The sequence below is a fragment of the Chryseobacterium sp. Marseille-Q8038 genome (assembly GCF_965111995.1).
In genome coordinates this window covers 2783464-2799151 of the sequence record NZ_CBCOPN010000001.1, presented here as the reverse complement: position 1 = coordinate 2799151, position 15688 = coordinate 2783464, and the positions used below count along the sequence as shown (strand labels likewise).

The window sequence follows — 15688 nt, the reverse complement described above, 5'->3', positions numbered from 1 at the left end:
CAATCCTGCACAAAAAAATGACTGAATGAAAAAACTTTTTTACCTTTTGATTGTTTTCGGGCTTCTTACTTCCTGCGTTTCAAGGAAGAATCAGGCTATTCAGCAGAATATTCTTACGTTGAAAGACAGCTACTGCAAGGCTCCGTTCAAATATAACTACAGCAATAAAGTTCCCTCTCACAATTCTGATTCCATTTTAGCGGCCAATAAAGAATTAAAAGATATTTTTTCCGATCAGAGTATCCTGATATTAAATGCACTGGATAACCTGGATGAGGTTCATGAAATTATTGATCTTAAAAAAGACTCGTCCCTTGCTTCCCAGATTAAAGTTTTACAGCTAAAGACAAAAATAAACAGTAAAATAACGATTGCTCTTACGGAATTGGATGCTGTGGCCGCAGAATTTGACTGTGAAGGAGAAAGAGTAGCACAGATCGGAAATTATGTGGATAACCTAAATTCGTCAAGAAATAATAAACTGATCCTTTATTCTATTATTGCCGGAGCAGCAGCTTCCATAGCGGGAGGAATTGTACATGATGAGGGCTGGAGCAATGCTATTGACATCGGCGGAGGGGTTCTCGGAGCGGGTTTTGGTCTGGCAACCCTTAATCCAAAAGGGAAAAAAGTGGAGTTTATCCATCAGAGAAATCTTTTGAGAGATATCTGGAGAGAAAAGTTAGAATCTCCCAATTTTCCCCCTTTCATCTGGTATATGTACACAGAGAAAAAATTTTCGAACAGAGAAGAACATTCCATTATCGGGAATATGAAAATGAGATGGCTTCACTATCAGTTTGATGACAATAAAGAAACGGCAGATCAATCTGTTATTTTCAGTGATGGTGGATTTTACAGGGCAGATGATCTTCATAACCGTGCGGCCATGCTTAATCAGATGCAGTCTGCAACACGTACCATTAATCAGAACATCAATTATTTATTGCTTGATCTGGATAAATTAATCCTTTAAGAAAAATTTAACTGTAATAAATTTTGTTACAGTTAAAAAATGTGTATATTTGCACTGTAATTACAATGAACAATACAAGATTTGCTACGGCAGTACATATTATGACCTTATTGGCAAAAAGTCCTCAGGAGTGGCTTACTTCTGACTGGATGGCGGGTAGTATCAATGTGAATCCTGTGATCGTCCGAAAGGAGATCAGTGTGTTGAAAGAAGCAGGTCTGATTATCAGCAGACAGGGAAAAGAGGGTGGAAGCCAGCTTGCAAAAAATGCAGATGTGATTACAATTTCTGAGATCTATAAAGCCGTAAAAAATACAGAAGTATTAGGGAAGAAAAATCAAAACCCCAATCCGGCATGCAGTGTTGGAAAAGAGATTAACAATCATTTAAATACTTTATTTGAAGAAACAGATCGTTTGGTGGTAAACTTTTTAGGAGACAAGTCATTACAAGAATTCACGGACCAGTTCGAATAAAATTTTTTATCTTTAAATGTAACAAAATTTATTACAATTTAATTAAAAAATAAAACATTATGAAAAAAGTAGCAGTAATCGGTGCAACAGGATTTGTAGGAGCACACGTGGTATCAGAATTAGCAGACAGAGGATATGCTGTAGAGGCATTGGTAAGAGATGCATCCAAAGTAAAAACACAGGAAAATGTAACCGCAAAGAGCATTGATGTCAACAACGTAGATGAATTGGCTGAAGCACTGAAAGGAAGCGATGCCGTAATCAGTACATTCAATGCAGGATGGACGAATCCTAATCTTTACAACGATTTTTTAAATGGTTCTGAGAATATTCAAAAAGCAGTAGAACAGTCAGGAGTAAAAAGACTGATCGTAGTAGGAGGAGCAGGAAGCCTTTATACACCGGATCATGTACAAATTGTAGATACTCCGGATTTCCCTGAAGCTTACAAGCCGGGTGCAACAGCAGCGAGAGACTATTTAAACAAAATCAAAGAAAATAATACGTTGGACTGGACCTTCTTCAGCCCGGCTGTAGAAATGAATCAGGCGAACGTAGGGGAAAGAACTGGAAAATACAGAACTTCACTGGAAACTCCGGTATTTGATGAAAACGGAAGAAGCCGTCTGTCTGTAGAAGATGTAGCTGTAGTTTTGGTAGATGAATTAGAGCAGAACAATCACATCCGTGAACGTTTTACAGCAGCTTACTAACATAAAAAGACAGAAATGATACAAAAGAAATTATGGTCGTTATTGGCCTTGTTAGGATTTATCAGCATTTTCGCAGGGAATCTTAAAGTGAAAGTTTATAATCCGGGTACCAAAGCTATTTTTCCTATTACTTCTACCATTATTTATGGAGATAAAGATGCCATACTTGTAGATGCTCAGTTTCAGAAGCAGTATGCAGAGCAGCTCGTGAAAGAAATAAAGGCAACAGGGAAAAATCTGAAAACCATTTTTATTTCTCACAGTGACCCTGATTTTTATTTTGGACTGGATGTTATCAAAAAGGCCTTTCCTAGCGCAAAGATTATCTCAACTGCTCAGACAGCCTATTTGATCTCAGCTTCAAAAGATGATAAAATGGGCGTGTGGAAACCACAGTTGAAAGCAGATGCTCCATCAGAAATTATTGTTCCTGAAGCAGCTGTTGCAATTCCTGATCTTGAAGGTCATACAATTGAAATCAGACAAAATCCGGAAGATCCGGCACACAGTTTTCTTTGGATTCCTTCCATTAAAACTATTGCAGGCGGAATTTCAGTTTCTGTAGGTTCACACCTTTGGATGGCAGATACACAGAATGTAAAAGCAATTGATCAATGGATCGGGCAGATTGATGCTATGAAAGCATTGAAACCGGAGCAGGTTATTCCTTCCCATTTTGCAGAACTTTCTACCACTCCAAAATCCCTTGATTTTGTGAAAAGCTATCTGGAAAACTATAAACAGGCAGTCACTGAAAACAAAACGTCTTCTGCTGTTGTAGATTTTATGGTTAAAAAATATCCTGATCTCCATGGAAAAGATGAGTTGGGAATGGGAGCAAAAGTTTTCTTTGGCGAAATGGCTTGGGATCTGAGATCTCCATATCCGGCAATCGGACATCAAGTGGAAGTGGATTTTGGAGCTGTAAAATTCCTTCTTGATTTTAAAGATAACAAAACAATGACGTTTACAGGAACAGCCGGAAGTTCAAAAAACAGTACCGATACTGTAGAATATACTGCAGTGGAAGTAGCAAAAAATGTTTTTATGGTCTATTGGCATGAGCCACACCTTGGTTTTAATGTAACTCATATTCAGGATTATAATAAAAATATTATCTATTCAAATATTGCAGGTCCTGATGGTACTTTTACCCATCCGAAAGGAACTCTTAAGATTTTGAAACATTAAGATTTTTTGAAGGATTGAAGCTGATTTAAGGAAAATAAAAGAAAGACTCTGCTTAAAGCGAAGCTCATCTTAATATTCTTACAACCTTAATAGAATCTTAATGGTTTAAAAATTTCATCATCAACAAAAAAGGCTGTCTATCTTGACAGCCTTTCTTTTATAAATTCATAAACAATTTCGGGTTAATCGGGGTATTGTTTTTGTGTACTTCATAATGCAGATGTGGTCCTGTAGATCGTCCTGAATTTCCGGATTTGGCTATTACCTGGCCTACTTTTACTTTATCATTTACCTTAGAAACAAGTTGTGATAAATGTCCGTATAGCGTAGCCAATCCATTTCCGTGAGAAACAATCACGCAGTTTCCATAACCTCCTTTCTGTCCGGAAAAAATAATGGTTCCGGCGGCGGCGGCTCTTACATCAGAGCCATAGGCAACAGCAATGTCCAATCCTTTGTGGAACTGCATCTGATCAGCTTCAGCAGGGGCATTATTTTTTTCAGCAACCGCTGTTTTGGTTGTTGTGGCTCCGGTAACCGCTTTTGTTGTAGCAGAAGCTGGAGCAGCAGCAGCCACTGGAGCCGCTTTTGGAGTAACCATCACTTTTACTTCTCTTTTATTTCCATAGCTGTCGGTAAGCTCGATAATTTTCTCTACAGGTTCAGCTTTTACTTCAGGTTTTGGAGCTGCAGCAACTGCCGGTTTAGCTTCCGTTGCAATACTTGTTTTTACCGACGCAAAAACAGTTTTGAATGGAATAGGATTTTTTCTCACTCCGAAATTAGAGGAAATATATCCGTCAGTAGGCATCCCTAATGGAACCTGCATCAGTTTTTTCTGAAGATCCATCAGATACTGGCTGTATCGGTTAGCTTGTTTGGAAAGATAAATAGAATTTGAAATACTGTCCTGATTGAGCATCATCAGTTTTTCGTTGGAAATGTCTTTGGACTTCAGGAAGGAGTTGAGTTGAGCAACAGTCTGATCTACAAGGGTAAGATCAGTTTTCATTTTTAAATAATCTACACTGTCTTTTTCAGTGTTTATTTTTACAAGGTTCACTTCGTAGGTTTTGTCATCTCTTTCGGAAAAGAGCTTTGCAATGAATACACCTTGTGCAAAAACTACTAGTAAAAGTCCTCCCAGGAGAATGTTTACGTTCTTCTTGCTGTTTAGAAATTTTTTCATATTTCTTCTCTTAGTAAGTTAAAACGGTTTTGAAGCTGCAAATTTAATTAAAAATAACCTTTGTGAGTTATTTTTAATTAAAATTCAGTTTTTTCTGTATTTAACGGCTAATTAGCTATTTAATTGTGTTGAAGTGTTAATTTTTTCAGAAAATGGCTTTTATCATAGTTTCAAAGCCCGCGTTACGTCTTTGTTTTAATATCTTTGCAGTTCACATTCCAATTATGGCTAAAAAGAAAATTATTTCAGAATCTTCGAATCCAAAAAAGAATAAAAAGGATATTTCTGTAGGAGTTGTAGGGAGCGGAAGTTTTGCAACCGCTATCGTAAAAATGCTTGTTGAAAACTGCAAAATAGTACACTGGTGTGTAAGAAGTGAATTTGTAAAGGGAGCCATTGAGCTTCGCGGACATAACCCAACTTATCTTACAGCAGCACATTTTAATCTTAAAAGTTTAAAACTGACAACAGATATTAATGAACTGGTTTCTGCCTGTGATGTTATTGTTTTGGCAACACCATCTATCTACCTGTCTGATACATTGGATAAGATGACCTGTGATTATTCAGATAAGATCTTTATTTCTGCAATTAAAGGGATTATTCCTAAAGTAAATGATGTGGTAGCGCATTATCTGCGCGATGAATTTAAAATTGGCTTTAGAAACCAGGCCGTTATTGCAGGCCCTTGTCATGCTGAAGAGGTGGCTATGGAAAGACTTTCTTATCTTACTATTGCGACAGTAGAAGATGAGATTGCTGAAAAACTTGAAGGAATTTTCAGTTCAGACTTTATCAAGGTACACACAAGCAAAGATATTTTAGGAAATGAATACAGTGCAATCCTTAAGAATATTTTTGCCATCGGGGCGGGAATAGCAAGTGGATTAGGGTATGGGGACAATTTTACAGCAGTATTTGTTTCCAATGCCATCCGTGAAATGGAAACTTTCCTTGAAGCAATCTACGAAGCACCTAGAGATGTGAATGAAAGCGCTTATCTGGGTGACCTTCTGGTAACAGCCTATTCACTTTTCTCAAGAAACAGAAACCTTGGAAACCTGATTGGAAAAGGATATACGGTAAAATCTGCTATTCAGTCTATGAACATGGTGGCTGAAGGATATTACGCTGCCGATTCCATTTATCAAACAGCAAAACAAAAAAATCTTAAGCTCCCGATTATCGATACAGTCTATGCTATTCTTTATGAAGGTAAAAATGCTGAAAAGCAGTTTAAAAAGCTGACTGCAAAATTGAATTAAAAAACAGGACCTTAGAAGTAAGGTCCTGTTAAACATAAATAATTAAACTTAAGCATTTCCCATGCTTAAGTTTTTTTTATAGACTCATCTTAGTAATGACAAGTGCTAATGATGATCTCACATTCAGATTGCTGGCTGTAAAGCCGTTTCCTGAATCGAATTCAAATTTCTGACGAATAGTGGTCGGAGAAGCTAATGTTAAAAAATAACTTCCCTGATAAAAGGTAAAAGAACTGGATAGCTGGCACATTCTGGTGGTTTCCGTGATGGTTGCGCTGGTAGCAGAATTAATCAGATAAGATCTTGTACAGGTGAAATTCTGGCCAAGATACTGGGTATTAGCTGTTCCGTTGTTATTATTTGCATTACTGGAATCCACAGAATACCTTACAATATAAGTTCCGGCGGGCAGCGTAATCGTGGAGTTATCTGCACCTAGTGAAGCCCCTGTAATTTTATTTGAAGTTACCGTAAAGTTCCCTAATGTATTATTCGTGCTTCCGGTAGGGATAAGTACTCCCGAACTGATAAGCAGAGACATGATCTGAGGTTCAGAACCTGAAACGATAATACGCTGCCATTGATTTCTTACCCAAACATAATATCCTTTGGGAAAAGTAGATGCTCCTCCGCTATTGTAGATGATAAGTCCATCTGCAGGATTGGCGATAGGAGTTGAAGTACTGTTCAGAGCAAGCAGGTCATATTGCGGAAAAAGAACCCCTTTATTGGAAGAATTAATGTCCAGAACGCTGCTTGCATTGGGTGTGTTTGTATTGATACCAACTTGTGCATTTGAGAAAATACTCAACAGTATCATACAGGCTATGTAAATAGATGTTTTCATTGTGCAATAGATTATTGATTAAGTGCTGATCTTTGAATGTCAACTTTAGCATTCGTAATGATTATTTCTCCGTTATTAGGAGCTGTTCCTCCTGATCCGTTCTGATAAGTTCCTCCTGCATCATGAGCAATGGCAGGAACTAAAAGAATTGGAGCTGTTGAAGTAGTTACAAAGGAGAAGCTCATATTCAGCGTATGAGTCTTATTACTGGCAATAGATTGTGCATTGATGCTAATGGTTTTCCCATACTGATTTCCGGTAGACGGGTCAATAAGTTTTACAAGATACTGATGCAGATGAACAGAAGTTCCCCCGATTCCGGCAGTACTGCTCTCAAGAGCTGTTCTGATGTTCAGGCATACATTCACCAGATAACCACTGTTTCCGGGAAGAGTGATAACTCCTGTAGAGGTATTGTATAAAGCTCCGATATCATTGGATACTACAGTAAAAGCAGCATCATTGAAATTTTTGTAAGTCCCGTTGGCAAGACCTCCCAATACAGCATAATCAGTAGTACGCTGAAGCATCATATAACTTACCAGATTATAAGTATCGGAAAGCTGGGTCCATCTGCTGTTTTTCCAGATATAAAGACCTGGACTGATAGAATTTCCTTTATTGTACACAACCAGTCCTTCTGCCGGATTATTTACCGGTGAAGTATTACTCAATATGTCTACAATATCCACTCTTGGAAGAAGTACTCCCTTGTTGGTAGATTGTGAAACTTCAAGTACTGCAGAGCTGTTCACTGAAGATTTCCCAATAGCAACCTGTGCATATATGGTCTGAGCTATAATCAATAATAGCAGCATGTAATATTTTTTCATATTCATTCTTTTAAAGCTGAGATATTTTAATATAAGAACCGGTTGGGATTACATTCACAAGATCGTAGAATGTACTGTTCTGCATTCTTCCAAGGTTTAATCTGAGCCCTCCTATAATATTGGCATTGGCATTAGCAGGAACCGTGTAATAATAAGACCAGGTGGCAAGATGATTGGTATTGATCTTAGAAACAATAGGAACTTCTTTTCTAGTAGCCCCTCCTCCGGTAAAGGTATTCGTTGTATTATTATAGGTATCGTTGATAAAATCTATAAAATATCCCATCAGGTAATAAGAGCTTCCTGAAAGTGGAGCTGTCCCTCCCTGTCCCGATGGATTTTCCTGAGGTGAATTTAAATTCAGGTTAACCTCTACCAGATAATTTCCTTGTGGAAGAATCAGGGAATATCCTCCGGCAGTGTTCGGAAGAACTTTGAATCCGCTAATGTTTGAAACTCCGGAAACGGCTGGATTATTAACCATAAGCTGAGTACTGGCACCGGCTATAGCATTGTCTAGAGCAGATAAAGATCCGGTAAAATCAAGATAGGCAACCTTTGGCGTATTTTGAGCATCAATGGTGCTTTGCCATGTATTGTTTGTCCCATTAAAAAAATGAAGAGCCTTGTTATTGCTGTTGGTTCCTCCATTAAATCCAATGAGCGCATTGGCAGGAGAGGCAACAGGACTCGTTGTGCTGCTTAGGTTAGCAATATTCAGGTTGGGAAATAATAATCCTTTATTACCTCCGGAAACGGTTACTGTAGGAGCTGTAGTGTAGCCACTGCCTCCGTTGTTAATGGTGATACCTGTAACCTGACCATTGGAAATTGTCGCTGTAGCACGGGCTTTTGATCCTCCGTTAACAATAGATCCTCCTCCAAAGAAATTGATTGTTGGTACAGCAGTATAGCCACTGCCTCCGTTGCTGATGGTAATCCCGGTAACTGCTCCTCCTGAAATGGTGGCTGTAGCTGTGGCTGGGGTTCCATTGAAGTTCTCAATGTGCAGAATAGCACTGGGGTCTGGTGTGGACGTGTTAATTCCTACACTTCCGCTTTGGGCAAAAGCCACTGTCGCGAATAGTGTACTCACGAAGTTAATGATTTTCATCTTTAGTATGTTTACGAAATAATTTTAATTAAATACTTATTGGAATATGTATTAAATCAATTGAAAGGTACGTAAAAAAATCAGCCATACAATATGTTATGTATAGAATTACATCTATAAAATTATGTATTTATCAATCAATAGTGAAATTATTTAAATTTAATGTAATGATTTATCACTTATTGTTGATAAAGTGTGATGGCGTAAATGGTTATGGTTATAGTGTTTAATATGATGAACTTAAATAAACTTAAATTTTTATAAAATTTCATCCCTGAAAAAACAATCAATTAGTTACCATTCAGTGAATTAAAAAAAATAAAAATTTAACATTTTTGTAAACAAATGTTTTACATTATCAATCATTTCAATAATAGTTTATTGAAATTTTCCATTGTTTTTTGTTGTGTGTTAAAGAAGTATTTTTGAGTGAAAAAATAACGTGTTAAAATCGTTAAACGCGTTCTGGTTTTTAAAACTTTTCCCGAAATTTGAAGTAAAATTTTAAAATTATGTCACAATCGCTTACAAACAGAACACCGAAACCTAAATACGACGTTGTACTGATAGGCGGAGGAATCATGAGCGCCACTTTAGCAACGCTGCTTCATGAATTTGATCCAAATCTGGAAATTGCAATCTTTGAAAGACTTGGAAGGTTTGCCAAAGAAAGTACTGCAGCATGGAACAACGCCGGAACAGGGCACTCCGCATTTTGTGAGCTAAATTATACTCCGGAAAAACAGGATGGATCTATTGATATCACTAAGGCAGAAAGCATTGCAGAACAGTTTGAAATTTCAAAACAATTCTGGGCTTATCTGATCACCAAAGGGTATATTCATGAGCCGAAAGAGTTTATCAATTCATGTGCCCATATGAGCCTGGTATTCGGAGAAAAAGATGCTGAATATCTTAGAAAACGTCATGATAAAATGGCAGAATCTGTACTCTTCTCAGGAATGGAATTTTCTACAGATCATGATAAACTGAGGGAATGGATTCCTTTGGTGATGAGTAAAAGAAATCAGTCTGAAGTAATGGCAGCAACGAAGATGGATATGGGAACGGATGTTAACTTCGGAACATTGACAAGAAAAATGGGAAGACACCTTCTGGAGGATTCTAACGTAGAAGTTTTCTTATACCATGAAGTAAAAGATATCAGCCCCAGAGAAAGTGGTAAATGGGAAATGAAAGTGAAAGACAGAATTCACAGCCATAAACAAGAGGTCATTGCTGATTTTGTATTTATCGGGGCAGGAGGATATGCACTTCCGTTACTGGACAGTTCAGATATTAAAGAAAGTGAAGGATATGGAGGTTTCCCGGTTTCAGGGCAATGGCTGGTAAGTCATAATCAGGAGCTGGTAGAAAAACACCATGCTAAAGTATATACACAGGCTACGGTGGATGCTCCGCCAATGTCAGTTCCACACCTTGATCTTAGAATCATTGATGGTAAGAAAGCTCTTCTTTTCGGACCTTTTGCAGGGTTCTCAACCAAATTTTTAAGAGAGGGAAGCTATCTCGATCTTCCTGAAAGTGTGAACACCAAAAATTTAAAATCACTTTTCGGAGCATGGTGGCACAATATTCCTCTAACGAAATATCTTATCCAGCAGGTTGCGATGACGAAATCTCAGAGAATGCAGCATTTAAGAGAATTTATCAAAGATGCCAAGGAAGAGGACTGGGAATTGAAAGTAGCAGGACAAAGAGTTCAGATCATCAAAAAAGATGAAAAAGATGGTGGTAAACTGGAATTCGGAACTGAAGTGGTAGTGAATAAGAACGGAACGATTGCTTCTTTATTAGGCGCTTCACCGGGAGCATCCACAGCAGTATATGCCATGTTGAATGTGCTGGAAAAATGTTTCCCGGAAAAACTGAATGGAGAATGGAAAGAGAAATTGCTTGAAATGATTCCTTCCTACGGACAAAAACTGGCGGCAAACCCGGAACTGACCCATGAAGTAAGGCATTATACAAAAGAAAAATTAGAATTAGAATATTAACATCACTAATGAGCAATGAGGAATAAAGGCTATTACTCATTGCTCATTACTTATTACTCATAAAAAGGTGGAAGAAATAATTGTAAAACCAGTTATTGCAAAGGAAATCCTGGAATCTCTTCAGGCGAAAACAGAAGAGGAGAAGCAGGTTATTGTACACTGTTGTTTTCCCGCATCACCATTTTTAGGAAACCTGATCAGGATCTGGCATTCAACCTATCTTTTTGATAACCAGTCTGAGCATAGAAGCAAGCTGATTCATGCGGAAAATATTTCAATTTCTCCCTACTGGACACCGGTTCCTTTTATGAAAGACTTTTGGTTTACCCTTATATTTTCCGGGCTTCCTAAAGACTGTAAAAGTTTTGATCTGAAAGAAGTTATTCATGAGGAAGGAGGCTTTTTTGTGGAATCAATCAAGAGAAATTCTTCTGATGTGTATCGTGTGAAAATATCAGAATCCTATTAATATGAAAGTAAGGGAAGAAAAATTAGAACAGATTATTCATTGGGCTGAAAACAATCCGGATATCCGTGCTGTTCTCCTGACCAGTTCATTGGTAAACCCTTACGCTCCTGTAGATGATTTTAGTGACCTTGATATAGAACTTGTTTTTGAAAACAGAACAACCTATGAGTCCGGAAATGAATGGATAAAACTTTTTGGTGATCCTATTTCCATGATTGAAGAAGATGATCGTGTTTTTGAAGGAAAGCATGCAATGAAAATGGTTTTGTATAAAGATCATGTGAAAGTTGACTTTAAGCTGTATCAGGTATTGGAATTTATTGAAGAAGTCAATGCAGAGCACCTGCCCGAAGATTGGGATGTAGGGTATAAAGTTTTACTGGATAAAGATAACCTGACTGAAAACCTGAAGTCCCCGACATATCAGTCAATCATGATTCAGAAGCCAACGGAAAAAGAGTTCCGGCAGCTGATCAATGACTTCTGGTGGGATACAACCTACGTTGCAAAGTGTTTGAAGCGCGGAGATATTTTTTATGCTAAATTTATGTCTGAAAATATTCTTCGTACAGATTATCTCGTCCCTTTAATTGAATGGTATATCGCCGGAAATCATGACTGGAATACTATTACAACCAATAAACACGGAAGACTTTTCAAAAAATACTTATCTCAGGAACTATGGAATACAATAGAAGCTACATTCTCTGATAGCAATATTGAAAAAAACTGGCAGGCCTTGTCTGCATATGCAGATCTGGTACATGAGCTGGGAACTTCACTGGCTGAAAAGCTTCATTTTATCTATCCGGAAAAGCTGGAAGATGAGATCAGAAACTATCTTAAGGAAGTACAGACAAAGTCTTAATTTCAGGCAAATTCATTCTGTCTGATAAGGTTTTCAATACAATATTCTGCAATAGCCGTAATGGTAACAAACGGATTGACACCAATAGTTCCAGGAATTAAGGAACCATCCAGAACATACAGATTCTCATGATCTTTGAGTTTTCCATATTCGTTGGTAGCTTCACCTAAAACGCACCCGCCAAGCGGATGATAACAAATATCTGCGCCAAAGCCGTTATTGAAAAGTAAATGACTTCTGGTTCCTCCATTAGCCTTATTCATTTTTCTGATAAAGTATTGAGCATTTTCTTTCATTTTGGCAGTATTGCTTTCATTCCAGTTCAAGGTAAGAGATTTGTTGGCTGTATTGTAAGCAACTTCTCCCTTTTTATCAACCCTGTTGATCAGCAGATACAAAGCTGTAGCGACATCCATTCCCATAGGTAAAGGAGCAATTTCCGTGAAAAACGGATGCTCTGGATCATCCCAGTTATCAATTCCTCCCACAGGAATTGTGGATTGCTTAGCTCCCGTGCCTCCTGATAAAGGTTTTACCCAGTTTCGTCCCGTCATAAAATTTCCGTTATTTCCCCAGTTTTTACCAATCTTTTCATGGACAGGAAATCCGTTTTCTGCATGGGATTGCAACAGAAGCTGTAATGTTCCCATGGTTCCTGCGGAAAGAATCAGTTTTTTACAGTTGAAAACTTTCTGAGCAACCAGAGTTCCGGAGGTATCAATCTGCTGCACATGTAATGTATAGCTTTTATCATCATTCATTTGAATGGTCTGCACACGATGAAGATCAAGAATCTCCAGATTTCCGGTCTCAAGAGCTTTTCTGAGATAGGTTTTATCTAAACTGTTTTTCCCATAGTTGTTTCCGTAGATCACTTCAGTATTAAGGGCAGACCGCGGAACTTCATTCCTGAATTCTTTTTCCATATACTTAAAATCATAGACATTGGGAACTCTCATTGTCTTGAAACCAGCCTTGTGAGCCTCTTCTTCACCTACCCGTGTGAACTTATAATAGGGGCAGTCTTTCAGAAACTGTTCATCAATAACATTTACCCGGAGTTCTTCCCGTACCAGAGGGAAGTAATGATGGTAAAACTTTTCCGCATCAAGATCTGGGAAAACTTCTTTGAAATAACTTTCTTTTGGAGTAACGGCCATTCCTCCATTCACCAGAGAACCTCCGCCAACACCTCTCCCTACCCAGATATTAATATGATCAAAATCCAGACGGTCCAGTATTCCCGTAAAAGGAGTCAGAGAGAAAATATTCATAAAAGGAGCAATGCTTTTCTTTTTCAGCCATGCAGAACTTTTCCCGGGTTTCAGCAGATTGGAAAAGGGAATTCCTGCTTTTTCCCAGTTAAGGCCCATTTCAAGGATGATTACTTTTTTTCCGGCTTCACAAAGACGCAGGGCAGATACAGCACCTCCGTAGCCACTGCCAATAATGATAATCGGAACATCATTGTATTCCTTTATCTCATTGTTTGTTCTTGCTTTAGCGTGAAGTAATTCGGATTGAAGAAAATAAAATCCTGATATCGCCAAAGCACTGGTCTTAATGAAGCTTTTTCTGTGCATGAGCTTTGTTTTTCAAAAAGTATGCTAGAGGTGCAGGCTCGTATTTTATTTATTACAGATTATATTTTTTATTACAATTTTAACTTTTATTGTTTCGGAAATTCATAGTTTTACTTATAATTTTAAATTCATGAAAAAATATATAATACTCTTTTTACTGCTTCCGTTATGGGGTTTTTCTCAAAAAAAGATATCAAAAGAAGAAAAAGAGGTACAGAAATTTCAGAAAGAACTGAATGCAGAATATTTCAATCCAAAAGAAACTCCATTAAGAGGAGATAACCTTAAAAACTTTAAAGGACATCCTTTCTTTCCTTTTGATGCCAAATACAGAGTTACGGCACAATTTGTCCAATCAAAAGATACCAAACCCTTCGATCTTCCTACGTCTTCAGGAAAAACAAAGTCGTATCAGGAATATGGAAAAGCAACATTTACACTGGATGGAAAGCCTTATACCGTTACTTTATACCAGAGTCTGGATTTGATCAAACAGGACAAATACAAAGATTATCTCTTTCTTCCTTTCCGTGATGCTACCAATGAAAAAGAAACTTATGGAGGAGGAAAATATATGGATTTAAAAATCCCAAAAGGAAATACGATTGTGCTTGATTTTAACCAGTCATATCATCCTTTCTGTGCCTATAACGCTTACGATTACAATTGCCCTATTGTTCCTGAGGAAAATAAACTTCCCGTGGAAATCCGTGCCGGGGTAATGTATGAAGATGTCTACCATCACTAATATTATGATACACTTAGAATTCTTTAAACAGGAAGATCTCTCTGGGGTAAGCTATGCTCTGGATGAAAATCAGATGCGCTTTACTGCAACTGCTCAACAGGCTTTACAAAGCATCAGTGAACGTAATGATGAAGACGCATTTCCGGTGACCATATTTGAAAATGATGCAGCCGTTGGTTTTTTTGTGCTTGATTTTGGGAATGATAAACTTGAGCTTACCGATAATAAAAATTCCGTTTTATTACGCTCTCTATCTGTGAATCCTCAGATGCAGGGAAAGGGAATTGGGAAAGCTGCTATGCTGGAAGTAGGTGCTTTTGTCAGAAATAACTTCAATACCTGTGATGAAATTGTACTGGCAGTAAACCAGAAAAACAATTCTGCTTATCATATTTATCTTCAGGCTGGATACATTTATGATGGCAAAACCAGAATCGGAAGAAGTGGTCCCCAATACCTGATGTACAAAAAACTTTAATAAAATTTTAAAATCATAATTTTTTATCTGCTGATATCTTTCCATAACTTTGAGTAACATCAAATTACAAAACATGGAAATATCACTTCAAAATCAGGTGGCTGTAGTTACAGGAGCTTCCAGTGGAATTGGTTCAGGGATTGCAAAATCATTAGCATCAGCTGGGGCAACAGTCATTGTTAATCATTCTTCGGAGAGATCCGCAGAAGAAGCTAAAACCGTTTTAAAAGAAATAACGGATGCAGGAGGAAAAGGAATGACCTATCAGTGTGATGTATCCAAGGAAGATCAGGTGGTCAGAATGTTTCAGGATGTTGTTTCTGAGTTTCAAACCGTTGACATCCTGATCAATAATGCAGGGATTCAAAAAGATGCAAAATTTACTGAAATGACTTTGGATCAATGGAATGCTGTCATAGGCGTTAATCTGACGGGACAGTTTCTATGCGCAAGAGAAGCCATTAAAGAGTTTCTTCGGAGAGGAATAGATCCTTCACGTTCTGTGGCTTGTGGAAAAATCATTCATATCAGTTCAGTACACGAAATTATCCCTTGGGCCGGACATGCTAATTATGCATCCAGTAAAGGCGCCATAAGAATGCTCATGCAGACCCTTGCCCAGGAATATGGAGCAGATAAAATCCGTGTGAATTCTATTTGTCCGGGAGCCATCCAGACTCCTATTAATCAAAATGCATGGAGTACTCCGGAAGCCCTCAATTCCCTTCTTACTCTGATTCCTTATAACCGAATCGGACAGCCGCAGGATATCGGAAATCTGGCGGCATTTCTTGCCAGTGATCTTGCCGATTATATAACGGGAGCCAGCATTTTTGTGGATGGTGGAATGACCACGTTTGAAAGTTTTTCTACGGGAGGGTAGAAGAATTCAAAGTTCAAAGTTCAAAGTTCAAAGTTCA

General features: G+C 37.9%; 16 protein-coding genes. 11 read left to right on the top strand and 5 right to left on the bottom strand.

Annotated elements, in window-relative coordinates:
* Positions 1-25: 25 nt before the first annotated feature.
* The 4 genes from ACWPWS_RS12935 (at position 26) to ACWPWS_RS12920 (ending at position 3356) form a co-directional block, all read left to right on the top strand.
* A complete protein-coding gene (locus ACWPWS_RS12935; RefSeq protein ID WP_454046762.1) occupies positions 26-976 on the top strand; it encodes a hypothetical protein in 951 nt (316 codons plus the stop codon).
* Positions 977-1041: 65 nt separating this feature from the next.
* Positions 1042-1452: an Rrf2 family transcriptional regulator gene (locus tag ACWPWS_RS12930; protein ID WP_454046761.1), complete on the top strand. Its 411-nt coding sequence runs from the start codon at positions 1042-1044 to the stop codon at positions 1450-1452.
* Positions 1453-1511: 59 nt separating this feature from the next.
* Positions 1512-2165 (top strand): NAD(P)-dependent oxidoreductase, encoded by a 654-nt coding sequence (locus tag ACWPWS_RS12925; protein ID WP_105684268.1) that lies wholly within the window; start codon positions 1512-1514, stop codon positions 2163-2165.
* Positions 2166-2180: 15 nt separating this feature from the next.
* A complete protein-coding gene (locus tag ACWPWS_RS12920) occupies positions 2181-3356 on the top strand; it encodes a MoaF-related domain-containing protein (protein ID WP_454046760.1) in 1176 nt (391 codons plus the stop codon).
* A gap of 157 nt (positions 3357-3513) precedes the next feature.
* On the opposite strand, the gene ACWPWS_RS12915 is transcribed toward ACWPWS_RS12920, so the two are convergent.
* Positions 3514-4545, bottom strand: a complete 1032-nt coding sequence (locus ACWPWS_RS12915) for a M23 family metallopeptidase (RefSeq protein WP_454046759.1) — start codon at positions 4543-4545, stop codon at positions 3514-3516.
* A 224-nt stretch (positions 4546-4769) separates the two neighbouring features.
* Here ACWPWS_RS12915 and ACWPWS_RS12910 point away from each other — a divergent pair, with 224 nt between their 5' ends.
* The gene (locus tag ACWPWS_RS12910) at positions 4770-5810 is read left to right on the top strand and encodes an NAD(P)H-dependent glycerol-3-phosphate dehydrogenase (RefSeq protein ID WP_309513074.1); all 1041 of its coding nucleotides are present in this window, start codon (positions 4770-4772) and stop codon (positions 5808-5810) included.
* Positions 5811-5886: 76 nt separating this feature from the next.
* On the opposite strand, the gene ACWPWS_RS12905 is transcribed toward ACWPWS_RS12910, so the two are convergent.
* From ACWPWS_RS12905 to ACWPWS_RS12895, 3 genes are read right to left on the bottom strand one after another with little or no spacing between them, the layout of a single operon-like run.
* Positions 5887-6657, bottom strand: coding sequence for a hypothetical protein (locus ACWPWS_RS12905; protein WP_454046758.1), 771 nt, complete (start codon positions 6655-6657; stop codon positions 5887-5889).
* 11 nt (positions 6658-6668) lie between these two features.
* Complete coding sequence (locus tag ACWPWS_RS12900; protein ID WP_209785897.1) at positions 6669-7490, bottom strand: hypothetical protein; 822 nt, start codon at positions 7488-7490, stop codon at positions 6669-6671.
* A 10-nt stretch (positions 7491-7500) separates the two neighbouring features.
* On the bottom strand, positions 7501-8604 hold the full coding sequence (locus ACWPWS_RS12895) for a hypothetical protein (protein ID WP_209785896.1): 1104 nt from the start codon (positions 8602-8604) through the stop codon (positions 7501-7503).
* A 512-nt stretch (positions 8605-9116) separates the two neighbouring features.
* Here ACWPWS_RS12895 and mqo point away from each other — a divergent pair.
* The 3 genes from mqo to ACWPWS_RS12880 all read left to right on the top strand — a co-directional run bounded on the left by mqo (position 9117) and on the right by ACWPWS_RS12880 (position 11959).
* Positions 9117-10622, top strand: coding sequence for a malate dehydrogenase (quinone) (gene mqo / locus ACWPWS_RS12890; protein ID WP_454046757.1), 1506 nt, complete (start codon positions 9117-9119; stop codon positions 10620-10622).
* A gap of 67 nt (positions 10623-10689) precedes the next feature.
* The gene (locus ACWPWS_RS12885; RefSeq protein ID WP_105684260.1) at positions 10690-11091 is read left to right on the top strand and encodes a hypothetical protein; all 402 of its coding nucleotides are present in this window, start codon (positions 10690-10692) and stop codon (positions 11089-11091) included.
* Position 11092: 1 nt separating this feature from the next.
* A complete protein-coding gene (locus tag ACWPWS_RS12880; RefSeq protein ID WP_454046756.1) occupies positions 11093-11959 on the top strand; it encodes an AadS family aminoglycoside 6-adenylyltransferase in 867 nt (288 codons plus the stop codon).
* Positions 11960-11961: 2 nt separating this feature from the next.
* Here the strand turns inward: ACWPWS_RS12880 and ACWPWS_RS12875 are convergent, their stop codons facing one another.
* Entirely contained in the window at positions 11962-13542 is a 1581-nt protein-coding gene (locus ACWPWS_RS12875; RefSeq protein ID WP_454046755.1) for a GMC family oxidoreductase N-terminal domain-containing protein, read from the bottom strand.
* Positions 13543-13672: 130 nt separating this feature from the next.
* Here ACWPWS_RS12875 and ACWPWS_RS12870 point away from each other — a divergent pair, with 130 nt between their 5' ends.
* The 3 genes from ACWPWS_RS12870 (at position 13673) to ACWPWS_RS12860 (ending at position 15651) form a co-directional block, all read left to right on the top strand.
* Positions 13673-14290, top strand: coding sequence for a DUF1684 domain-containing protein (locus ACWPWS_RS12870; protein WP_454046754.1), 618 nt, complete (start codon positions 13673-13675; stop codon positions 14288-14290).
* Positions 14291-14294: 4 nt separating this feature from the next.
* The gene (locus tag ACWPWS_RS12865; RefSeq protein ID WP_454046753.1) at positions 14295-14768 is read left to right on the top strand and encodes a GNAT family N-acetyltransferase; all 474 of its coding nucleotides are present in this window, start codon (positions 14295-14297) and stop codon (positions 14766-14768) included.
* 73 nt (positions 14769-14841) lie between these two features.
* Positions 14842-15651, top strand: coding sequence for a glucose 1-dehydrogenase (locus ACWPWS_RS12860; RefSeq protein WP_454046752.1), 810 nt, complete (start codon positions 14842-14844; stop codon positions 15649-15651).
* Positions 15652-15688: the final 37 nt, after the last annotated feature.